We start from the raw sequence: 16,712 nt of genomic DNA, 5'->3' as shown, positions 1-16,712 counted from the left end.
GGGGATATGATAGAGTCATATCCTAAATAATGGGAGGCATGACTTAAATAAAAAAATTACGCATATCCCATTATATAATATAGTAGCAGAAGCGCCGCCCAAAAGCAAGGGTTTCCCCAAAAAAAGTGGCGCGGGGGCCCCCAGATAATTTTTTTTTTATTTTTCGGGATAAAATTAGTTGTAGGGGCGGGTTCCGCAGTCAGCCATAATTCCCACAAGTCAGCTTGATAAACCCGCCCCCAGGGTGCGCGATCGGCCACGGGAAAAACCAGCCAACTATATACACCCGCCCCAGGGTGCTGTAGGGGCGGGTTCCGCAGTCAGCCATAATTCCCACAAGTCAGCTTGATAAACCCGCCCCTGCGGGTTCCGCAGTCAGCCATAATTCCCACAAGTCAGCTTGATAAACCCGCCCCCAGGGTGCGCGATCAGCCACGCACCCCACAAGCCAACTTTCGCTCGCCCCCCCTGGCTGTGCGTAGGGTGCGTCACATCCGATCAGCCACTGGGAAAACGAAAAACTTGCGCTATGTGACGCACCTTCTGAGGCCATAAAACACACCGGGAACTATATACACCCGCCCCCACGCCATAAAACACACCGGGATATTACACCCGCCCCTACCCCATCAATTCCCAACATAACTCCCGAAAGCGATCGCCACGATGTTCAAAACTGCGATACTGGTCAAAACTAGCACAGGCGGGGGAGAGCAAAACAGCCTTAGCTTGGAACACACTAGCCAATTCTGCCGCGCGGGGGATGGCATTTTCGAGAGTTTCCACAATTTCGACATTGTGATAGTCAGTTTCCTGTAACCTTTGAGCAAAGGTGGGGGCTGCCGTTCCGATTAATAAAACCGCCGCCGCTTTTTGGTGAATAGTATTAATCCAGTGGGTATCATCACCAGCTTTAGCTTCTCCACCAGCAATTAAAATCACAGGTGGTTCCACTGCGGCCAATCCGACCTGAGCCGCATCATAATTAGTAGCCTTGCTATCATTAATCCAGCGAATTCCCATCCAGGTGTTAACCTCTTCGAGGCGGTGAGGAACTCCAGGAAAAGTAGAAATAGCGTGAGCAATTGCTTCCTTGTCAATTCCGGCTATTCGTGCTGCGGCTACAGCCATAAGTAGGTTTTGGCGATTATGGTCTCCCACCATTTTCAGGGAGTCAACTGGTGCGATCGCGTATCCGTTTTGGTAGACCCAGTTTTGTTGAATATATACACCCCTCTGGCGATCGCCCAATAATTCCTCAGCACCATTAACGCTAGTCCAGACAGCTTGTGGCCAGAGTTCCGGTGCGGCTCGCCGGAGATAAGCGTCATCACCATTAAAGACCTGCACCTGGGAACGTTCCATTAAACGAGCTTTAATCCGAAAATAATTATCTAGCGTGTAATGGCGGTTAAGATGATCTGGGGTAAAGGTAGTCCAGATGCCGATTTGAGGCGCGAGGGTTGATGATGACTCAATCTGAAAACTGCTAATTTCAGCAATGACCCAATCTAAGGGGGTCGAGGAGTTTTGTTGTTGTTGCAGCGCCAACTCACAGGCAGCATTACCAATATTTCCGCAAGCCGGGGCCGCACTTCCCGCCACTTCAAATATTTTAGCAATCAGGGCCGTCGTAGTAGTTTTGCCGTTAGTCCCCGTAATTCCCACCCAAGGGATATCCTGGAGATTTCGCCAAGCCAGTTCCATTTCGCCGATAGTTTCTATACCCAGACTGCGGACGGTTTCCAATGCTGGCAAATCCCAGGGAACCCCGGGACTAACCACTACCAAATCTGGTGCCGTGTCGGGGTCGAAATTCTGCCCCAAATTAACTGTAATTCCTTCCTCAATGAGGGTCTGACACTGTTGCTGTAGGGATTCTGAGGTGTTGCGATCGCTAACAGTTACCTGCCATCCCTGAACCTTTAACAGGCGCGCCGTGGCATTTCCTGATTTTCCCAGACCAATAATATGAGCGTTGGGCATTGTATCCTTACCCTGCACCTTGATTGAGCATTTTTGATTTTATCAGAAGACGCTGATTTTAGGTGAGGTTAGGGGAGTTGATCGGGTTCGCCATACTTTGCGGAGTAAATTATATCATAAAAAATTATTTTGTCAAGTTACTTGACAGATTGTAACAAAAATGTTACATTGGTTAACATAAATTAATAAACGGGATTACCCCAAGAAGTTCCCACTGACCTTGGTGAAACTTTCTTAGTAGTAATTCTGATGCAATTATCGGAGGATAAAAAATGGTTATTTTAGCAGCTTTATTTATCAGTGGTTGGCTGGCTGTTTCTGTAATTGGAACTATGGCTTATTTTCGTGGTGAACAGTCCAAACCCATCCATATGAGAAACTGGAACTCGGATTCCTTTGACCGTCTTTCTCAGGCGTTAACAGGTGTAGCCGTAGACTATAGCCAACGGGTTCCTGCTTACAGTATGGATGCTTACCGCAGCCAGAATTTCTCCAAGTAAATTCTCTTCAGTCACCAATAGCTTTTAGACTCTCTTCTTGAGGGCAATCCTAACGGGTTGCTCTTTTTTTTGTATAGTGATATAATCATCACCCGTGGGGGGTAATTAGTTTTTAGTCTCTACCTTGAGGAGCATCATAATTTGATGTCAATTATCATGTCAAGGCGGGTTGAGAATGCGGGTTAAGAATCAAGAATATTTTAATCCCAGGACTCCATAGAAGAATCAGAAGTTTGATTATCCAAAGGTAAAGCATCAACAGATAATTGTTTGAGTTCGGGAAGTTTTACCACTTCTTTTTCAGTTTGTTTAACATTAATAGGTAACTGTAAAGGTTTGACCTTCTCAATCCAACAACTAGCCAGAGGTAAAGTTTGTTCAAGTTCATCAAGGGGACGAGGGATGACCATCACTGCATTTAATTCGCCAATGCGTTCAGCCTCATACATTCCAGCTTCTAAAGCCACTGCTACATCAGCAACCGAACCCCGAATAATAGCAGTACATAGTCCCGCGCCAATAATTTCATAGGAAGCGAAATAAACATCTCCCGCCTTCAGCATCGCATCAGCCGCGCCGACCATAGCAGGAAATCCTCTCGTTTCCAATAAACCTACGGCTTGATTACTGAGGCGAGAGTGACCGCCACTGGCTGCTAATTGGGAGAGACGAGACCCAATCGGTAAAACATACTCTAAGTTAGGGAGAGGCCTAGCAATGACTAGGGAAGAAACAAACTGATTGAACTGTTTAGCAGTATCAACTCCGGTTTCAATGGCTAGGCGGATATCAGCAATACGACCGCGCACAATAGCGGTACAGTAGCCACTACCGATTTTTTCATACCCAACCAGGTGAACACCTGCAGATTTCAGCATCATATCAGCAGTGCCGACGATCGCTGGAAAACTGCGGGTGGAGATTAACCCCAAAGCAGTATCTTTAAATTCTGGCTCAGTATTGCGCCTTTGGGGAAATGAGGTTTGCAAGTGTTCATCCATGACTGTATTTTACCTGCTAGAGAGAAGACTTGAGAATCCCGATGGATTAATCTGGGGATTTTCGCGTTCATCAACCCCAGTTTCTCTCAAAAATTAGGGGGTTTTCTATGGGGGAGCAAAGTCTTTAACAACTCATTGATTTGAGTTTGTCCGTAGACCTGCGGACCTTTGCGAATTGAGGGTTCTGGTTCTGGTTCTGGTTCTGGTTCCGGTTGGGGTTCTGGTTCCGGTTGGGGTTCTGGTTCCGGTTGGGGTTCCGGTTCCGGTTGGGGTTCCGGTTCCGGTTGGGGGATGAAATCAACCTCAGTAGCAGAAAAATTGACCTGACGAGATTGATCACCAATTAATGAACCGGAAGCTACAACGTGCTGAGATGGGATATCAGAATTAATCAAAGTTGACTCTGAACCAATACAAGCCAGAGCCCCAATTTTTCCAGCACCGACGATGAGTACAGTAGTACCAATACAGACACCCTTATCTATTTCTAGGATACCCTGATCAGCATGAATAATAGTCCCCATACCAATACAGACCCCAGCAGCGATCGCAATTTGGCTATCAGGAGCGGCGGTAATTACCACTCCTGGGGCGATGGCTACACTGGGGTCAATGGTGACATCGCCACTCACATAGTAAGCATAATCCGGGTGATGGGGTGGCGACATACACATTCGGCTTGAACCTCTGGAAACTAAACAGGGATTTTCGAGAGAGTTAGTTAAGGTCGTTGGATAATTTCCTCAAGAACCCGGCGCTTGGCTTTAGCATCAATACCAATCAAGCGAACATACTCACCGCTATGTTCCTGCATACAGCCTTCTAGGGCTGCCATAACCTCCCGTTGATTATTAGAGTCGATGGGGGTACAGCTACGCCAGGAACCCGTGCGGAAGCGACGCTTATCAGCGTGTTCCGTGCCAATTTTATAACCCTGAGCCAGGAGGTTTTTAACTTGCTCAATAGTTTCAGAAGTCAAACTACTATTAGCAGATGAGTAGGATGATTGAGCTGAACGACTAGAGGCGGCAGGGGTCGCGGCACTGGAGGCGCTGCTAGGACTAGGGGTAGCAGAAACTCTACCGTCAGGGCGTTGGATAATTTCTTCTACTTGCCTCCGTTTAGCTTTTTGGTCAATGCCAATTAAGCGGACATATTCCCCTGTATGCTCGTTCATGAAGGCATCTAATTGACTGAGAACAGCCGAAGCACTGGAGCTGTCAATTTGGGGACCACTACGCCAGGAACCCGTGCGGAAGCGACGCGCGTCGGCGTATTCCGTGCCAATTTTATAGCCTTGGTTCAGGATTTGGGAAACCTTTTGTGCCAAGTCGGAACCACCAGTGGCAGTAGTTCTGGAGGGGCTGGCTGTGGAAGCTGCGGCATTGGAGACCTGACCGTTAGAGGACTTACTAGCGACAGGACCATCAGGACGTTGGATAATTTCTTCAAGTACCCGGCGCTTGGCTTTGCTATCAATTCCCAACAGGCGGACATATTCGCCTTGATGGTCTTGCAGACAGGCGGCGAGGGCTGATACAACTTCGCTGGTGTTGCGGGAGTCAATGGGAGCGCAACTGCGCCAAGAACCTGTGCGGAAGCGACGTGCGTCGGCGTGTTCGGTACCAATTTTATAGCCTTGGGCTAGAAGTTGGCTGATGGTTTGTACCGTTTCTGGGGGAATAGGTCCTGCACCTAGGTTACTATGGGAGCCAGATCTAGCGCGGCCACCATTACTGCTGCTTCCCTTAGTTTCATTTCGTAGGGGACTGATGCAGGCGAGGTTTTCTGAACACTGATAACCTGCTGCTAATGCTTGGTTAACTCCCACCACATGGGTTGAGAATTTGATATCAGTATCTGTTACGCTCGGTAAGCGATCGGCTTGTTGTTGGTTAGTGATAATTGCTCCCGAGGGAACATATTTTCCGGGGGGAATTTCCACATCTTGGATAAGGGCGTGCATCATGACGATACAACCATTTCCGACCCTAGCATTGAATACAGTAGAGCGGAAACCGATAAAGCAATTGTCCCCGACATAAGCCGGACCATGAATCAGAGACAAATGGGTGATTGAGGAATTTTTACCAATCCAAACGGAGTAGGATTGACCATCATCTCCTTTGACTTTGCCTTCATCTAAGCCGTGAATAACAACGCCATCTTGAATATTGGACTCATCGCCAATATAAAAGGGGAATCCTTCGTCAGCGCGGATAGAGGTTCCGGGGGCGACCAGGACATGAGCGCCGATGCGAACATCACCGATGATATTCGAGAAGGAATGAACGTAAGCTGTGGGGTCAATTTTGGGCTCCGCCAGGTTTTTAGACCAGGGTGTGGGAGGAGCCGCATGGCCTTTAACTGCCATAACTGAATTTCTCCTAACTAACTTTTTATAGGGTTGACTTTTGGTGGTACGGATAATCGATGAATTATCCCAGGCGGATGGGGCCGGTTCTTCGGTATTTTCGCACTCCATAGGCCGTTGACTGGAGAACCTCCCCGTACCAGGCTTTGGGGTTAACCCAGATCTGTTGCTCAACCTAAACGGTTCTGCTGTTTTTGACTGTAAATCTGGCCATTAGCAGTGCTAACGGTGTCAATAATGGCAACTACGGCTGCATCACTGGGTCGATTTTCACTTCCAGGAATTTGGCGAGCCGCACTTCCGATACTAACCAGAACCCACTCACTAAAACCCGCACCCACATAGTCGCACGCCACTTCATATTTTGATGTGGGCTCTCCCTGTTCATCTAATAGTTGCAATAGCAAAAACTTGGAACCTCGGAGACTGGGTTCCTTCTGGGTACTAACAACTGTGCCAATAACTCTGGCAATTTGCATCTTAATTTGATGTTGAGGAACTGTACGCTAGGAACATTTTTCCCCCCTACTGAGCAGGAAAATAGATTGGGTCAATTGATGGATTGACCTACTACGGGCGAACTATGCAGTCGGTTCGGGCTTGGCTGTGGTTGAACTACATACCCCTAGGGGTCATTGGAGTTAACCTACGGACGGTTAAGAGGACGTATCCCGGCGACGCTTTCACGGAATTGTTCTACCGCTTCGGTGTAACGAATTGGTAGGACATATTCTAGATTTTCATGGGGACGGGCAATAATATGGGTGGAAAGAACTAACCCACCATTTACCCGTCGCACCGACTCGGTTCCGGCGGAGACAGAAGCCTGAACTTCTGACACATCTCCGCGAACAATGACGGTGACACGACCGCTACCGATTTTTTCGTAGCCTACTAAGGTTACGCGGGCAGCTTTTACCATGGAATCGGCTGCCTCTACTACCGCTGGAAAACCCAGGGTTTCTATCATGCCAACTGCAATGGCCATAGTATGTTTTGACTCCTGAACCTCTATTTTATTACCACGCCTAGATGTCGCACAGAACACTGGTTTCTACTCGGTTCGGCTCTGATGGCTTCTCAGACAAGCCACCAACTCCCTGATCCTAATTTTCAGGGAGGGAGTTTTCAGAACTTAGAGACAAGATTGGCCTTGTCTGTACGACTTTTTCGGCGATCGGGTGAGGGGGTTAACTCTTGCCCCATTACGTCTAGTAGGACCGGAACTGTTCGACCGCATCGGTGTAACGAATTGGTAGAACGTACTCTAGATTTTCATGGGGACGAGCAATGATGTGGGTTGATGATACTTCTCCACCATTCACCCGTTTGACTGACTCAATGCCAGCGGAAACTGATGCTTGTACCTCGGAGACGTCTCCTCGGACAATCACGGTCACACGACCGCTGCCAATTTTCTCATATCCGACTAAAGTAACGCGCGCGGCTTTTACCATGGAGTCGGCTGCTTCTACAACAGCCGGAAAGCCTATGGTTTCAATCATTCCAACAGCGATGGACATCTTACAACTACTCCTAATTACGGACAGACTGAACTCAACTGGGCAAATCTCTTGCTAACTGAGTCCCATGACCACAAAGACTAATGATTCTTTTTGTGTATGCGGAAAAATTTTTCAACCTCCCTCAAATTATAAGAATACGAGAATTGTGGCTTCTTTGACAATATTAATCTGGATTATAATTTCTCATGTTCGAGATTATCTTTATTGATTGTTAATAGAAATTAATATTTTTTAAAAAAAGTTAATATTTGGAGGCAAAAATGCCGATTTATCTTGACTTTTGTAACAAGTTGTGCTCAATCCCAAAGTCAGACCCTAGGTAATTTGACTAGAAATGGCTGGTTATTGGGGATGAATTTGACGATTAGCTCTGTTTAGGACGGAAATTCTGATATATTAATCTGAGGGTTAATATTTCTTTATGTAAGTTAAATGATTCAGTTCCTCCTACAAGCTAGTTGGTGGATACCCATATATGGTCTCATGGGGGCAGTGTTGACCCTTCCTTGGTCAACGGGGTTAGTCCGACGCACAGGGCCAAGACCAGCAGCCTACTTTAATATATTGATGACTTTAGTGGGTTTTATCCACGGTGCGGTAATTTACCGATCTATCTGGTCAATGCCGGGTCAACAAATTCACATTGCATGGTTACAAGCTGCGGGATTAGACTTATCTTTTGTCCTAGATGTTTCTCCCGTAAGCCTAGGAGCCGTGGAACTGGTCACAGGTATCAGTTTAGTGGCTCAGGTTTATGCCTTGGGGTACATGGAAAAAGACTGGGCGACGGCTAGGTTTTTTGGTTTGATGGGCTTTTTTGAGGCGGCAGTGAGTGGTTTGGCTTTGAGTGACTCGCTGCTACTTAGTTATATTTTGCTGGAATTGCTGACTCTCTCAACCTATCTACTGGTGGGTTTTTGGTATGCTCAACCCCTGGTAGTGACGGCGGCGCGAGATGCGTTTTTAACTAAACGAGTGGGAGATGTATTGTTGTTAATGGGGGTGGTTTATATCGGCACGATCGCCGGTAGTTTAAACTTCTCGGATTTAGAACTATGGTCGGAAACCCATAATTTACCACCCCTTACGGCGACTTTATTAGGATTAGCCCTAATTTCTGGGCCTATTGGCAAATGCGCCCAATTTCCCCTACACCTATGGCTTGATGAAGCTATGGAAGCGTCCAAACCCGGCTTCTCTACTCCGAAATTCGGTAGTAGTAGCGGCGGGGGCCTATGTTCTGATTAAACTACAACCAATTGTCGCGCTGTCTCCGGTGGTGTCGGACACTTTAATTGTGTTGGGAACAGTAACAGCTATTGGGGCTTCTTTGGTGGCGATCGCTCAAATTGATATCAAACGAGCGCTTTCCCACTCTACTAGCGCCTATTTGGGTTTAGTGTTTGTAGCCGTAGGTCAAAGCCATGTGGATATAGCCCTGCTGTTACTATTCACCCATGCGATCGCCAAATGTCTGTTATTCATGAGTGCAGGTTCAGTAATTTTGACCACCAACACCCAAGACATGACCGAAATGGGGGGATTATGGTCTAAAATGCCTGCCACCACCACTGCATTTATTGTTGGTGCATCAGGAATGGTAGCCGGATTACCTTTAGGGATGTTCTGGACTTTCCGAAGGTGGGTAAGTGGTTTCTGGACTGTACCACCTTGGTTATTGATTTTGTTGCTACTGGTGAACTTCCTCACCATCCTAGGATTAACCAGAGTTTTCGGCTTAGTCTTTACTGGTCAGTCTCAGCCAAAAACCCGACGCGCCCCAGAAGTCCTGTGGCCGATGGCTTTACCAATGGTTTCTATGACTATTGTGACTCTGTTAGTGCCGATGATGCTACAAAGCTGGCAACTATTACTGAGTTGGTCAGGCACCTTCGTAGAAGCGCCCGTCTCTGGAGTCCAAGAAGTAATTAACCATGTAGCTTTACCCCTGTTGTTGGTCTCAAGTGTATTAGGGGTGGGTATAGGTAGCAGTATTTATGTATACGGGCCGGGGAGAGAACCATATAAATTCCCCTACCAACCCATACAGGATTTACTCGCTTACGATTTCTATATCGATCGCCTTTACGATCTGACCGTTGTATTTTTGGTTAATCGTATCTCCGCCATCAGTTATTGGATCGATCGCTATATCATCGATGGGTTTGTCAACGGCTTAGGTTTAGCCACCCTCTTTAGCGGTGAAGGACTTAAATATAGTATTTCTGGACAATCACAGTTTTATGTCTTCACCATAGCCACTGGTATAGCCGTGTTGTTGATTTTAATGCTGTGGCAATTTTAGACCCCTTCCCGACCACATTAACCGTAAAAATCGATGCTAAGTGTTTTAATTTGGATTCCGCTGTTAGTTGCCCTCCTGATTGTACTCTGGCCGAACCTCAGCCCCCAATTATCCCGTCAAATCTCCCTATTAACCGCTGGCGGGTTATTGGTGTGGTCTCTAATTTTGGCGAGGTTATTTGATCCGACTGTAGCCGATCTACAGATGGTAGAACATATTACCTGGATTGAACCCCTCGGCTTAAATTACTATCTGGGGATAGATGGTTTATCCTTGCCGTTGGTGATTATCAATGCCTTATTAGTGGCGATCGCTATTTGGTCTTCTGACTTAGACATTTCTCGACCCCGGCTATATTATACCCTGCTGTTGATTATCTTTGCCGGAGTCGCTGGCACCTTTTTATCCTCCAATCTGCTGCTGTTTATACTGTTTTACGAAGTCGAACTAATTCCCCTATATCTACTCATCGCCATTTGGGGAGGCAAAAACCGAGGCTATGCAGCCACCAAGTTTCTGCTTTATACAGCAGTTTCCGGTCTGTTAATTTTAGCCGCCTTTTTAGGCATAGTCTGGTTAACCAAAGCACCGGATTTTGATTTGGATACCCTCAGAACTTCCACTTTGGGAGTGTCCGCATTACCCCTCACTACCCAACTAATTCTACTGGGGGGACTGGTAATCGGATTTGGTATTAAAATCCCCGTAGTCCCCTTTCATACTTGGCTACCCGATGCCCATGTGGAAGCCTCAACCCCTGTATCAGTTTTATTGGCGGGGGTATTATTAAAGTTAGGAACCTATGGTTTACTAAGGTTTGGGGTCGGTTTATTTCCAGAGGCTTGGAATGCGATCGCCCCTTATGTCGCCAGTTGGGCAGTAGTTAGCGTTTTATATGGTGCTTCCTGTGCGATTTCACAAAAAGATATCAAGAAGATGGTCGCCTATAGTTCCATCGCCCACATGGGTTATATTATCCTAGCTTTTGCCGCCGCCTCCCCCCTCAGTTTACTCGGTTCAGTCATGCAAATGGTTAGTCATGGCTTAATTTCTGCCCTGCTATTTTTAACAGTGGGAGTAGTTTACAAAAAATCGGGCAGTCGAGATATTGATGTGATTCGCGGGTTATTAAACCCTGAACGCGGTTTACCTTTAATTGGTAGTATAATGATTGTCGCGGTTATGGCTAGTGCTGGCATTCCCGGTTTAGTGGGATTTGTGTCAGAATTTATTGTCTTTAGAGGCAGTATGGAAGTGTTCCCCGTGCAGACTCTTCTGTGTATGGTGGGAACTGGTTTAACTTCTGTTTACTTTCTGATTATGATTAACCGTGCCTTTTTTGGTCGCTTGTCCGAGTCAGTCATTAATTTACCAAGGGTACAATGGCGCGATCGCATTCCAGCTATAGCCTTGGCTGTGATTATCACCTTCCTAGGACTACAACCGACCATCCTAGTTAAATGGACTGAAAGAACCACATCAGCACTCATGTATAACCCTTCCATTGTAGCTCAAATAGAATCAAATGTCAAGGCGATCGGCTTAAATTAATCTCGTCACTCAATCAAAATTGCCCACCATCTAAACTTGTGAATTTATCCACTATGACCAGCAATCAAATCCACCCATTGTTCAAATATATTGAACGCTTAGAAGCTGGTGATGCCTTATTACCAGACTCTCCCCAAAACCTCCTTGAAGTAGTTGGCATCCTCAAAAGTTACGGCATAGTTTTAGATGCCTACTCCGACAACCTGATTTATGTGGCTGACCATCAATTTTTAGTATTTTTCCCATTTTTTAAATACTTCAATGGCGATTTAAATATCCCCAAATTGCTCAAGTATTGGTGGCACGATCGCATTAATTATGAATATGCCGAATATTGCATGAAAGGGATGTTATGGCATGGGGGAGGCGGACTAGATTCTTACTTGGATTCATCCCAATTCCAACAGTTAGCAGAAGCAGCTATTCAGACTAAATTTAAAGGCAATAGTTTCATTCTGCTACTACATCAGATGTTCCCAGAATTTCTACCCGAACAAGTACGACAGTCAGCCTATTATAGCGCTTTGGGGCAATTTTGGCGAGTCATGAGTGATATTTTTATCTCCCTTTCTGACCTCTATGACCAAGGGGAAATTAAATCCATTCCCGCCGTAGTGCAGCATATCTTAGATGGATTAGTTGCCGCGGCCAATAAGCCAATTACTTATGGCGTTAAATTGGGGGATAAAACATTAGATATCATCCCTAAATCTGCCGGACTCACATTTTTAATGGATACAGCAGTTCCCTATGTAGAAGCCATTTTTTTCCGTGGTACACCCTTCCCGGGTACAGTATCCTATAACGCTCAAGTTCATCAAATCCCCAACCTACAAAAAGAATTTACATACGGTGCTTTATACGCTGACCCCCTCCCCATTGGTGGTTCCGGTATTCCCCCCACTCAATTAATGCAGGATATGCGCCATTTTTTACCTGATTATCTCCACAATATTTATAATAATAGTTGCCGAGGAGAGGATGATTTGCGTGTGCAAATATGCCAAAGTTTTCAAAAGTCTATGTTTTGTGTCACGACAGCCGCCATTAAAGGACTAGCACCCTATCCCCTGAACACTGACGACCCCGAACAAAAAAAGGCTAATCGCGCCTATCTGGAAAATTGGTTAAATCGGTTTACTACTTCCCGTTTGTCCGAGGTTAATCAACCTACTCCGACAGATTATCAACTGTTTCCAGTGCGTTCATAGTTCATCTCAATTGGCAAATTTTTACTTTCTGAATTATGAGTTATTCAAGACTGCAAACCCTGGGAAGATATCTGCGTCCCCATTGGCAAATATCACTATTAGGAACAGTGTCTCTGTTCGTGGTAAATGTGGTGGGGGTTTATATACCTTTACTTATTCGTAATGGTGTAGATGACTTACAAGATGCCGTAGAGTTTCAGGAAGTAGGATGGCAGGTTTTATTGATTGTCGCCCTAGCATCAATTATGTGGGTGATTCGCATGACATCCCGAATTTTAATTTTTGGGGTGGGGCGACAGGTAGAATTTGACCTAAAACAGAAGATTTTTAATCATCTGATTCTCCTGGAATCTTCCTATTTTTCTAATAGTAGAATCGGGGATTTAATTAATAGGGCAACCTCTGATGTTGATAATATTCGGCGGTTGGTAGGCTTTGCAGTCCTGAGTTTAATTAATACCATATTTGCTTATGGTTTGACTTTGCCAGTCATGCTGGCTATTAATATTAAGTTGACTATATTATCGATTTCGGTTTATCCGTTGATGTTAGTGTTGGTGCAGATTTTTAGCGGTAAACTGCGAGATCAACAGATGGAAGTGCAGGAAAAACTCTCCGATTTAAGTGATTTAATTCAGGAAGATATGAGCGGCATATCTTTGATTAAAATTTATGCTCAGGAAACCGCAGAAAGGCAGGCTTTTCGAGAACATAATCAAGGGTTATTATCGGCTAATTTGAAGTTGGCGAGAACTCGAAATTTCTTGTTTCCTTTATTGGGAGGTTTGGCGAGTTTAAGTCTCCTGATTTTGCTGGCTGTGGGCAATGAGGCGATCGCTCAAGGTGATTTAAGTATCGGGGATTTTGTCGCCTTAGTATTATATGTCGAAAGGTTGGTATTTCCCACCGCTTTATTAGGCTTTACTATTACCGCTTATCAGCGGGGAGAAGTCAGTGTTGACCGGGTTGAGTCTATCCTCAGTATTAAACCCAAAATTCAAGATCTACCTCAGCCTATACCCCTGATAACTCCCGTTAAGGGGTGGTTGAGTGCGAGAGATTTAACCTATACTTACCCCGCCGCCAAAACTCCCGCCCTTAATCATGTTAATTTTACCATTCTACCAGGGGAAACTGTCGCGGTAGTCGGTCCTATTGGGTCGGGAAAAACTACCCTAGCTAATGTAATTCCTCGGCTGTTGGATATTGATATAGATAGCTTTTTTATTGATGGTCAGGATATCACTCAACTGTCTCTGGCGCAACTGAGAAAGGTAATTGCTTATGTTCCCCAGGAGAGTTTTCTATTTAGTACCACTATTGCTAACAATATTTGCTATGGTAATCTCTCAGCATTGCGATCGCAAATAGAAGCCGTTGCGAAAATTGCTCAAATTCACGATGAAATTACCAATTTTCCCAAAGGTTATGATACAATAGTCGGGGAGAGGGGTATCACCTTATCTGGTGGGCAGCGACAACGAGCTGCCCTAGCTCGTGCCTTGCTTTGTGATGCTCCTATATTGATTTTAGATGATGCCCTCTCTAGTGTAGACAATCAGACAGCCACCGACATTCTCTATAATCTGACTAGCGGGACTGTGCGTCAAACGGTGTTATTCATTTCTCACCAAATGTCAGCTACAGCCAAAGCCGATCGCATTTTGGTGATGGACCAAGGCACAATAGTACAGACCGGAACCCATGACCAGTTACTACAGGAAGAGGGACTATATCGGAGACTTTGGCAACAGCATCAACTCGAACAAATGCTGGCTTGATTACAATAGAAATCAACAACTGTCAGTCAATTTATGAAACCAGAGTATGAGTGTATCGGTTGGCAACGAGTTACAACAAAAGGGAAAAACCCTCCAGAATACGGGGTTGTGTGGTTTGACCATGCAAGTAGTTTTTGCCTTCGTCGCGATTTTATCATTAATTTTCACCACCACAGGTAGAAGTATTTCTGATGATGCTAACCCCGCCCTCGGTGTAAGTGTAACCTTTGCTGTTACCGGACTAATTATCGCGGGATTTAGCATTGTTATATCATTTCGCTATGCCAACATAGGCAAACAGTTATTATCCCTCAATACAGTCAAACCCAAAAAATCCGACACAGTTAGACTCTTGCGGGTCGGCTTATTATTGGGAATGGTTGGTATCCTGATTGCATTAATGGGGTCAGGTATAACCGCATCGGTATTAATTGCCAAAACCATTTCGCAGCCACCAGGAACCACCCTAACCGAAGCCAGTGAGGCGGTTAGAGCCCTGGATGTATTTGTGATGATTGCCAATTTAAATGTACTAGCAACCCATTATGTTGGCAGTGTAGCATCAATTTGGCTACTTTATCGGATTTAGTTGCCGCGCAATCTTCCCAGGGTAGTAATATAAATAACCGCTTCATCGGTGGGGATACCCAACACCTCATTAACCAGGTTATCAAAAAATCCACCGATACCACTAGCACCTAAACGTAGGTGGGTGGCGGCGAGGTTCAATCTTTGGCCGAGATGACCAGCATCGCTATGTAAATAACGATAAGCGCGATCGCCATATTTAGCGATCGCCTTGTTCAAGTCAGCAGTATGAAAAAGCAGCGCCGCCGCATCTCGTCCCAAATCTTGTCCCAAACACAGATAATGCAACTCTCGCCGAAAATTTTTAAAGCGAATTTGCCTAAGTTCCTGTGCTTTGGGGGCATAATAATAACATCCCTCCTCTAGTCCATTCACCCCAGAGACAGCGATAAAAGATTCAATCAGACTCAAATCAAAAAAGTCCGGTGCAGCATCTAAACCCTGATAACCGTAGTGCTGATGTTGATAGGTAAAATCCAGTAGAGCGAGTAATTCTTCCAGGTTGAGATTCCCCCCACTATAGCGACGGGTTGATCGTCGGCGCAATTGGGCTGTATTTAACCCCTTGAGGTCTTTTCCCCAATCAATGGCAGGGGTGACAGTCGAGACCTTGGTGCAGAAGGGGAAATTATATTTATCTTCGGGTTCTTCTTCTGGTGCTAATTTTTTCCAGCCTTGGGAACCGGAGGTGTCCGATTTAATTTGGCTGGCACAGTGGAGGTAATGGAGCATTTCCCCATCGGGAATTTCGGGATAGTCGGTTTGGGTAGCCGAGGGTAAGGCGGTTCGGAATTGGGGAAGGTTCTGGTCAATTTCCAGTAAGTCAGCCAAAGCCACCACAGCGATCGCTGCTTCCGTTTCCGAATCCAGGTATAGTAAGTTATTAAGGGTTTCGTCGTCAAATCCGCCAATTAGATGGGGACGATAGGAATTTAAGGCTCCTGCTAGTTCCAAATTACCCAATAAGTGACCTGTATCGAGAAATATGCGACGATAGGCGCGGTCTTGGTATCGCCAAGCTGAACGGTAAAATACAGCAGTAACCACCATCGCCAGTTTAGTATTTTCCAGGCATGGATGCCAAAAACAGGCTTGTTTCAACTCCGACCAAATTTGGCTATCCCAAAATTGCACTAGGGAGTGATGTAGGGTTTGATAGTTATACAGTCCCGCTGGTAATTCTGGGGTTCCCCTGGAAACTAGATAGATTTCGGCTGGATACAGTCCCCCGGCTGAGGGTGACGATCGCAAATAGTGAAATCCGCTAGTTGTGGCTAGTTTAGCGGTTAACCCATAGGTATGTAGTAGTAGACTAGATAATCGCTGCCATGGGTCTGTGTTGGCTGTGGGAATTGGAGAATCGGATATTTCTTTGAGATAGGGTTTCAGGTCAAATACCGTGCCAATTTTGTATTCTTTGAAGGGTTCTGGTTGTTTAGTCCAGTCTAACTGTTGACCCTTAGAGGCTAAGGTGTCTGGATCGTATTTGGTTCGCTCATGGTAGTATTGGGCGATGGATTTCAGTGGTTCTGACATTATGACACAGGTTAAATGTGAGGACGGACAGAATCGTTAACGGGAAAGCCAGAGATGCGATCGCGCTATGTGGTCAAAGTCCTAACGCCACTCCCCAAGTTTACACTTTTTCAGTGAGATCAGCTCGCAGCAACTCACCAAATTTTAACACAGTTACCACCTGATGCGGCTGTCTGGGTTCAGGCTACACAGGTTTTTCCTAGTAAATCTTGAGGGGGAATTTCCACAAAATGCTTTCGCCATTGGCGAGAGTTAATCTGATTATCGGTAACTGACCCATAGCGCCATAATTTACTGGTGAGCAAGATTTGTGGGAAAATCAGGTTATTAACTCACCCATCAGTATACATACT

General features: G+C 45.6%; 14 protein-coding genes and 1 pseudogene. 6 read left to right on the top strand and 9 right to left on the bottom strand.

Translation table 11 applies throughout. The features are described 5' to 3' along the window. Positions 1–621: 621 nt before the first annotated feature. A complete protein-coding gene (murD, locus tag NLZ44_RS02435; protein ID WP_493751746.1) occupies positions 622–1,986 on the bottom strand; it encodes a UDP-N-acetylmuramoyl-L-alanine--D-glutamate ligase in 1,365 nt (454 codons plus the stop codon). 272 nt (positions 1,987–2,258) lie between these two features. Between murD and NLZ44_RS02430 the strand changes: the two genes are divergently transcribed. After that, a complete protein-coding gene (locus NLZ44_RS02430) occupies positions 2,259–2,486 on the top strand; it encodes a photosystem II protein, Psb35-related (RefSeq protein ID WP_315686464.1) in 228 nt (75 codons plus the stop codon). 200 nt (positions 2,487–2,686) lie between these two features. Here NLZ44_RS02430 and ccmO read toward each other — a convergent pair whose 3' ends face one another. From ccmO to NLZ44_RS02400, 6 genes are all read right to left on the bottom strand, one after another. Continuing rightward, positions 2,687–3,487 (bottom strand): beta-carboxysome assembly protein CcmO, encoded by an 801-nt coding sequence (gene ccmO, locus NLZ44_RS02425; RefSeq protein ID WP_006623507.1) that lies wholly within the window; start codon positions 3,485–3,487, stop codon positions 2,687–2,689. Between the two features lie 86 nt (positions 3,488–3,573). Continuing rightward, complete coding sequence (ccmN, locus tag NLZ44_RS02420; RefSeq protein WP_315686462.1) at positions 3,574–4,161, bottom strand: beta-carboxysome scaffolding protein CcmN; 588 nt, start codon at positions 4,159–4,161, stop codon at positions 3,574–3,576. Between the two features lie 47 nt (positions 4,162–4,208). Then, positions 4,209–5,861 (bottom strand): beta-carboxysome scaffolding protein CcmM, encoded by a 1,653-nt coding sequence (ccmM, locus tag NLZ44_RS02415; RefSeq protein WP_315686460.1) that lies wholly within the window; start codon positions 5,859–5,861, stop codon positions 4,209–4,211. A gap of 170 nt (positions 5,862–6,031) precedes the next feature. Beyond that, positions 6,032–6,340, bottom strand: a complete 309-nt coding sequence (ccmL, locus tag NLZ44_RS02410; RefSeq protein WP_111894224.1) for a beta-carboxysome shell vertex protein CcmL — start codon at positions 6,338–6,340, stop codon at positions 6,032–6,034. A 167-nt stretch (positions 6,341–6,507) separates the two neighbouring features. Beyond that, positions 6,508–6,849 carry a carbon dioxide-concentrating mechanism protein CcmK gene (locus NLZ44_RS02405; RefSeq protein ID WP_006618785.1) on the bottom strand — a complete coding sequence of 114 codons (342 nt, stop codon included), beginning with the start codon at positions 6,847–6,849 and terminating at the stop codon, positions 6,508–6,510. 223 nt (positions 6,850–7,072) lie between these two features. Beyond that, on the bottom strand, positions 7,073–7,384 hold the full coding sequence (locus tag NLZ44_RS02400) for a carbon dioxide-concentrating mechanism protein CcmK (protein WP_006618784.1): 312 nt from the start codon (positions 7,382–7,384) through the stop codon (positions 7,073–7,075). Between the two features lie 435 nt (positions 7,385–7,819). Here NLZ44_RS02400 and NLZ44_RS02395 point away from each other — a divergent pair. The 5 genes and pseudogenes from NLZ44_RS02395 (at position 7,820) to NLZ44_RS02375 (ending at position 14,824) form a co-directional block, all read left to right on the top strand. Next, positions 7,820–9,692, top strand: a pseudogene (locus tag NLZ44_RS02395) (NAD(P)H-quinone oxidoreductase subunit F). 33 nt (positions 9,693–9,725) lie between these two features. Continuing rightward, positions 9,726–11,243: an NADH-quinone oxidoreductase subunit M gene (locus NLZ44_RS02390; RefSeq protein WP_315686455.1), complete on the top strand. Its 1,518-nt coding sequence runs from the start codon at positions 9,726–9,728 to the stop codon at positions 11,241–11,243. A 53-nt stretch (positions 11,244–11,296) separates the two neighbouring features. Beyond that, a complete protein-coding gene (locus tag NLZ44_RS02385; RefSeq protein WP_493751745.1) occupies positions 11,297–12,454 on the top strand; it encodes a CO2 hydration protein in 1,158 nt (385 codons plus the stop codon). Between the two features lie 35 nt (positions 12,455–12,489). Further along, positions 12,490–14,235 carry an ABC transporter ATP-binding protein gene (locus NLZ44_RS02380; protein ID WP_493751744.1) on the top strand — a complete coding sequence of 582 codons (1,746 nt, stop codon included), beginning with the start codon at positions 12,490–12,492 and terminating at the stop codon, positions 14,233–14,235. A gap of 46 nt (positions 14,236–14,281) precedes the next feature. Beyond that, the gene (locus NLZ44_RS02375) at positions 14,282–14,824 is read left to right on the top strand and encodes a DUF3611 family protein (protein WP_315686447.1); all 543 of its coding nucleotides are present in this window, start codon (positions 14,282–14,284) and stop codon (positions 14,822–14,824) included. On the opposite strand, the gene NLZ44_RS02370 is transcribed toward NLZ44_RS02375, so the two are convergent. Together NLZ44_RS02370 and NLZ44_RS02365 are read right to left on the bottom strand one after the other, a co-directional pair. Next, entirely contained in the window at positions 14,821–16,359 is a 1,539-nt protein-coding gene (locus tag NLZ44_RS02370) for a SagB/ThcOx family dehydrogenase (protein WP_493751743.1), read from the bottom strand. The two genes, NLZ44_RS02375 and NLZ44_RS02370, sit on opposite strands and share 4 nt — an antisense overlap. Positions 16,360–16,538: 179 nt before the next feature. Continuing rightward, the gene (locus NLZ44_RS02365) at positions 16,539–16,664 is read right to left on the bottom strand and encodes a hypothetical protein (protein ID WP_315646760.1); all 126 of its coding nucleotides are present in this window, start codon (positions 16,662–16,664) and stop codon (positions 16,539–16,541) included. Positions 16,665–16,712: the final 48 nt, after the last annotated feature.

Source organism: Arthrospira sp. PCC 9901 (assembly GCF_059013425.1).
This window is presented reverse-complemented; position numbering and strand designations above follow the sequence as displayed.

What these genes read in the sequence shown, in the direction of transcription:
- NLZ44_RS02375 (WP_315686447.1), top strand. Translation starts at nt 14,282, where the DNA reads ATGAGTGTATCGGTTGGCAACGAGTTACAACAAAAGGGAAAAACCCTC.
- ccmL (WP_111894224.1), bottom strand. Translation starts at nt 6,340, where the DNA reads ATGCAAATTGCCAGAGTTATTGGCACAGTTGTTAGTACCCAGAAGGAA.
- murD (WP_493751746.1), bottom strand. Translation starts at nt 1,986, where the DNA reads ATGCCCAACGCTCATATTATTGGTCTGGGAAAATCAGGAAATGCCACG.
- ccmM (WP_315686460.1), bottom strand. Translation starts at nt 5,861, where the DNA reads ATGGCAGTTAAAGGCCATGCGGCTCCTCCCACACCCTGGTCTAAAAAC.
- NLZ44_RS02370 (WP_493751743.1), bottom strand. Translation starts at nt 16,359, where the DNA reads ATGTCAGAACCACTGAAATCCATCGCCCAATACTACCATGAGCGAACC.
- NLZ44_RS02390 (WP_315686455.1), top strand. Translation starts at nt 9,726, where the DNA reads ATGCTAAGTGTTTTAATTTGGATTCCGCTGTTAGTTGCCCTCCTGATT.
- NLZ44_RS02430 (WP_315686464.1), top strand. Translation starts at nt 2,259, where the DNA reads ATGGTTATTTTAGCAGCTTTATTTATCAGTGGTTGGCTGGCTGTTTCT.
- NLZ44_RS02385 (WP_493751745.1), top strand. Translation starts at nt 11,297, where the DNA reads ATGACCAGCAATCAAATCCACCCATTGTTCAAATATATTGAACGCTTA.
- NLZ44_RS02400 (WP_006618784.1), bottom strand. Translation starts at nt 7,384, where the DNA reads ATGTCCATCGCTGTTGGAATGATTGAAACCATAGGCTTTCCGGCTGTT.
- NLZ44_RS02380 (WP_493751744.1), top strand. Translation starts at nt 12,490, where the DNA reads ATGAGTTATTCAAGACTGCAAACCCTGGGAAGATATCTGCGTCCCCAT.
- NLZ44_RS02405 (WP_006618785.1), bottom strand. Translation starts at nt 6,849, where the DNA reads ATGGCCATTGCAGTTGGCATGATAGAAACCCTGGGTTTTCCAGCGGTA.
- ccmO (WP_006623507.1), bottom strand. Translation starts at nt 3,487, where the DNA reads ATGGATGAACACTTGCAAACCTCATTTCCCCAAAGGCGCAATACTGAG.
- ccmN (WP_315686462.1), bottom strand. Translation starts at nt 4,161, where the DNA reads ATGTGTATGTCGCCACCCCATCACCCGGATTATGCTTACTATGTGAGT.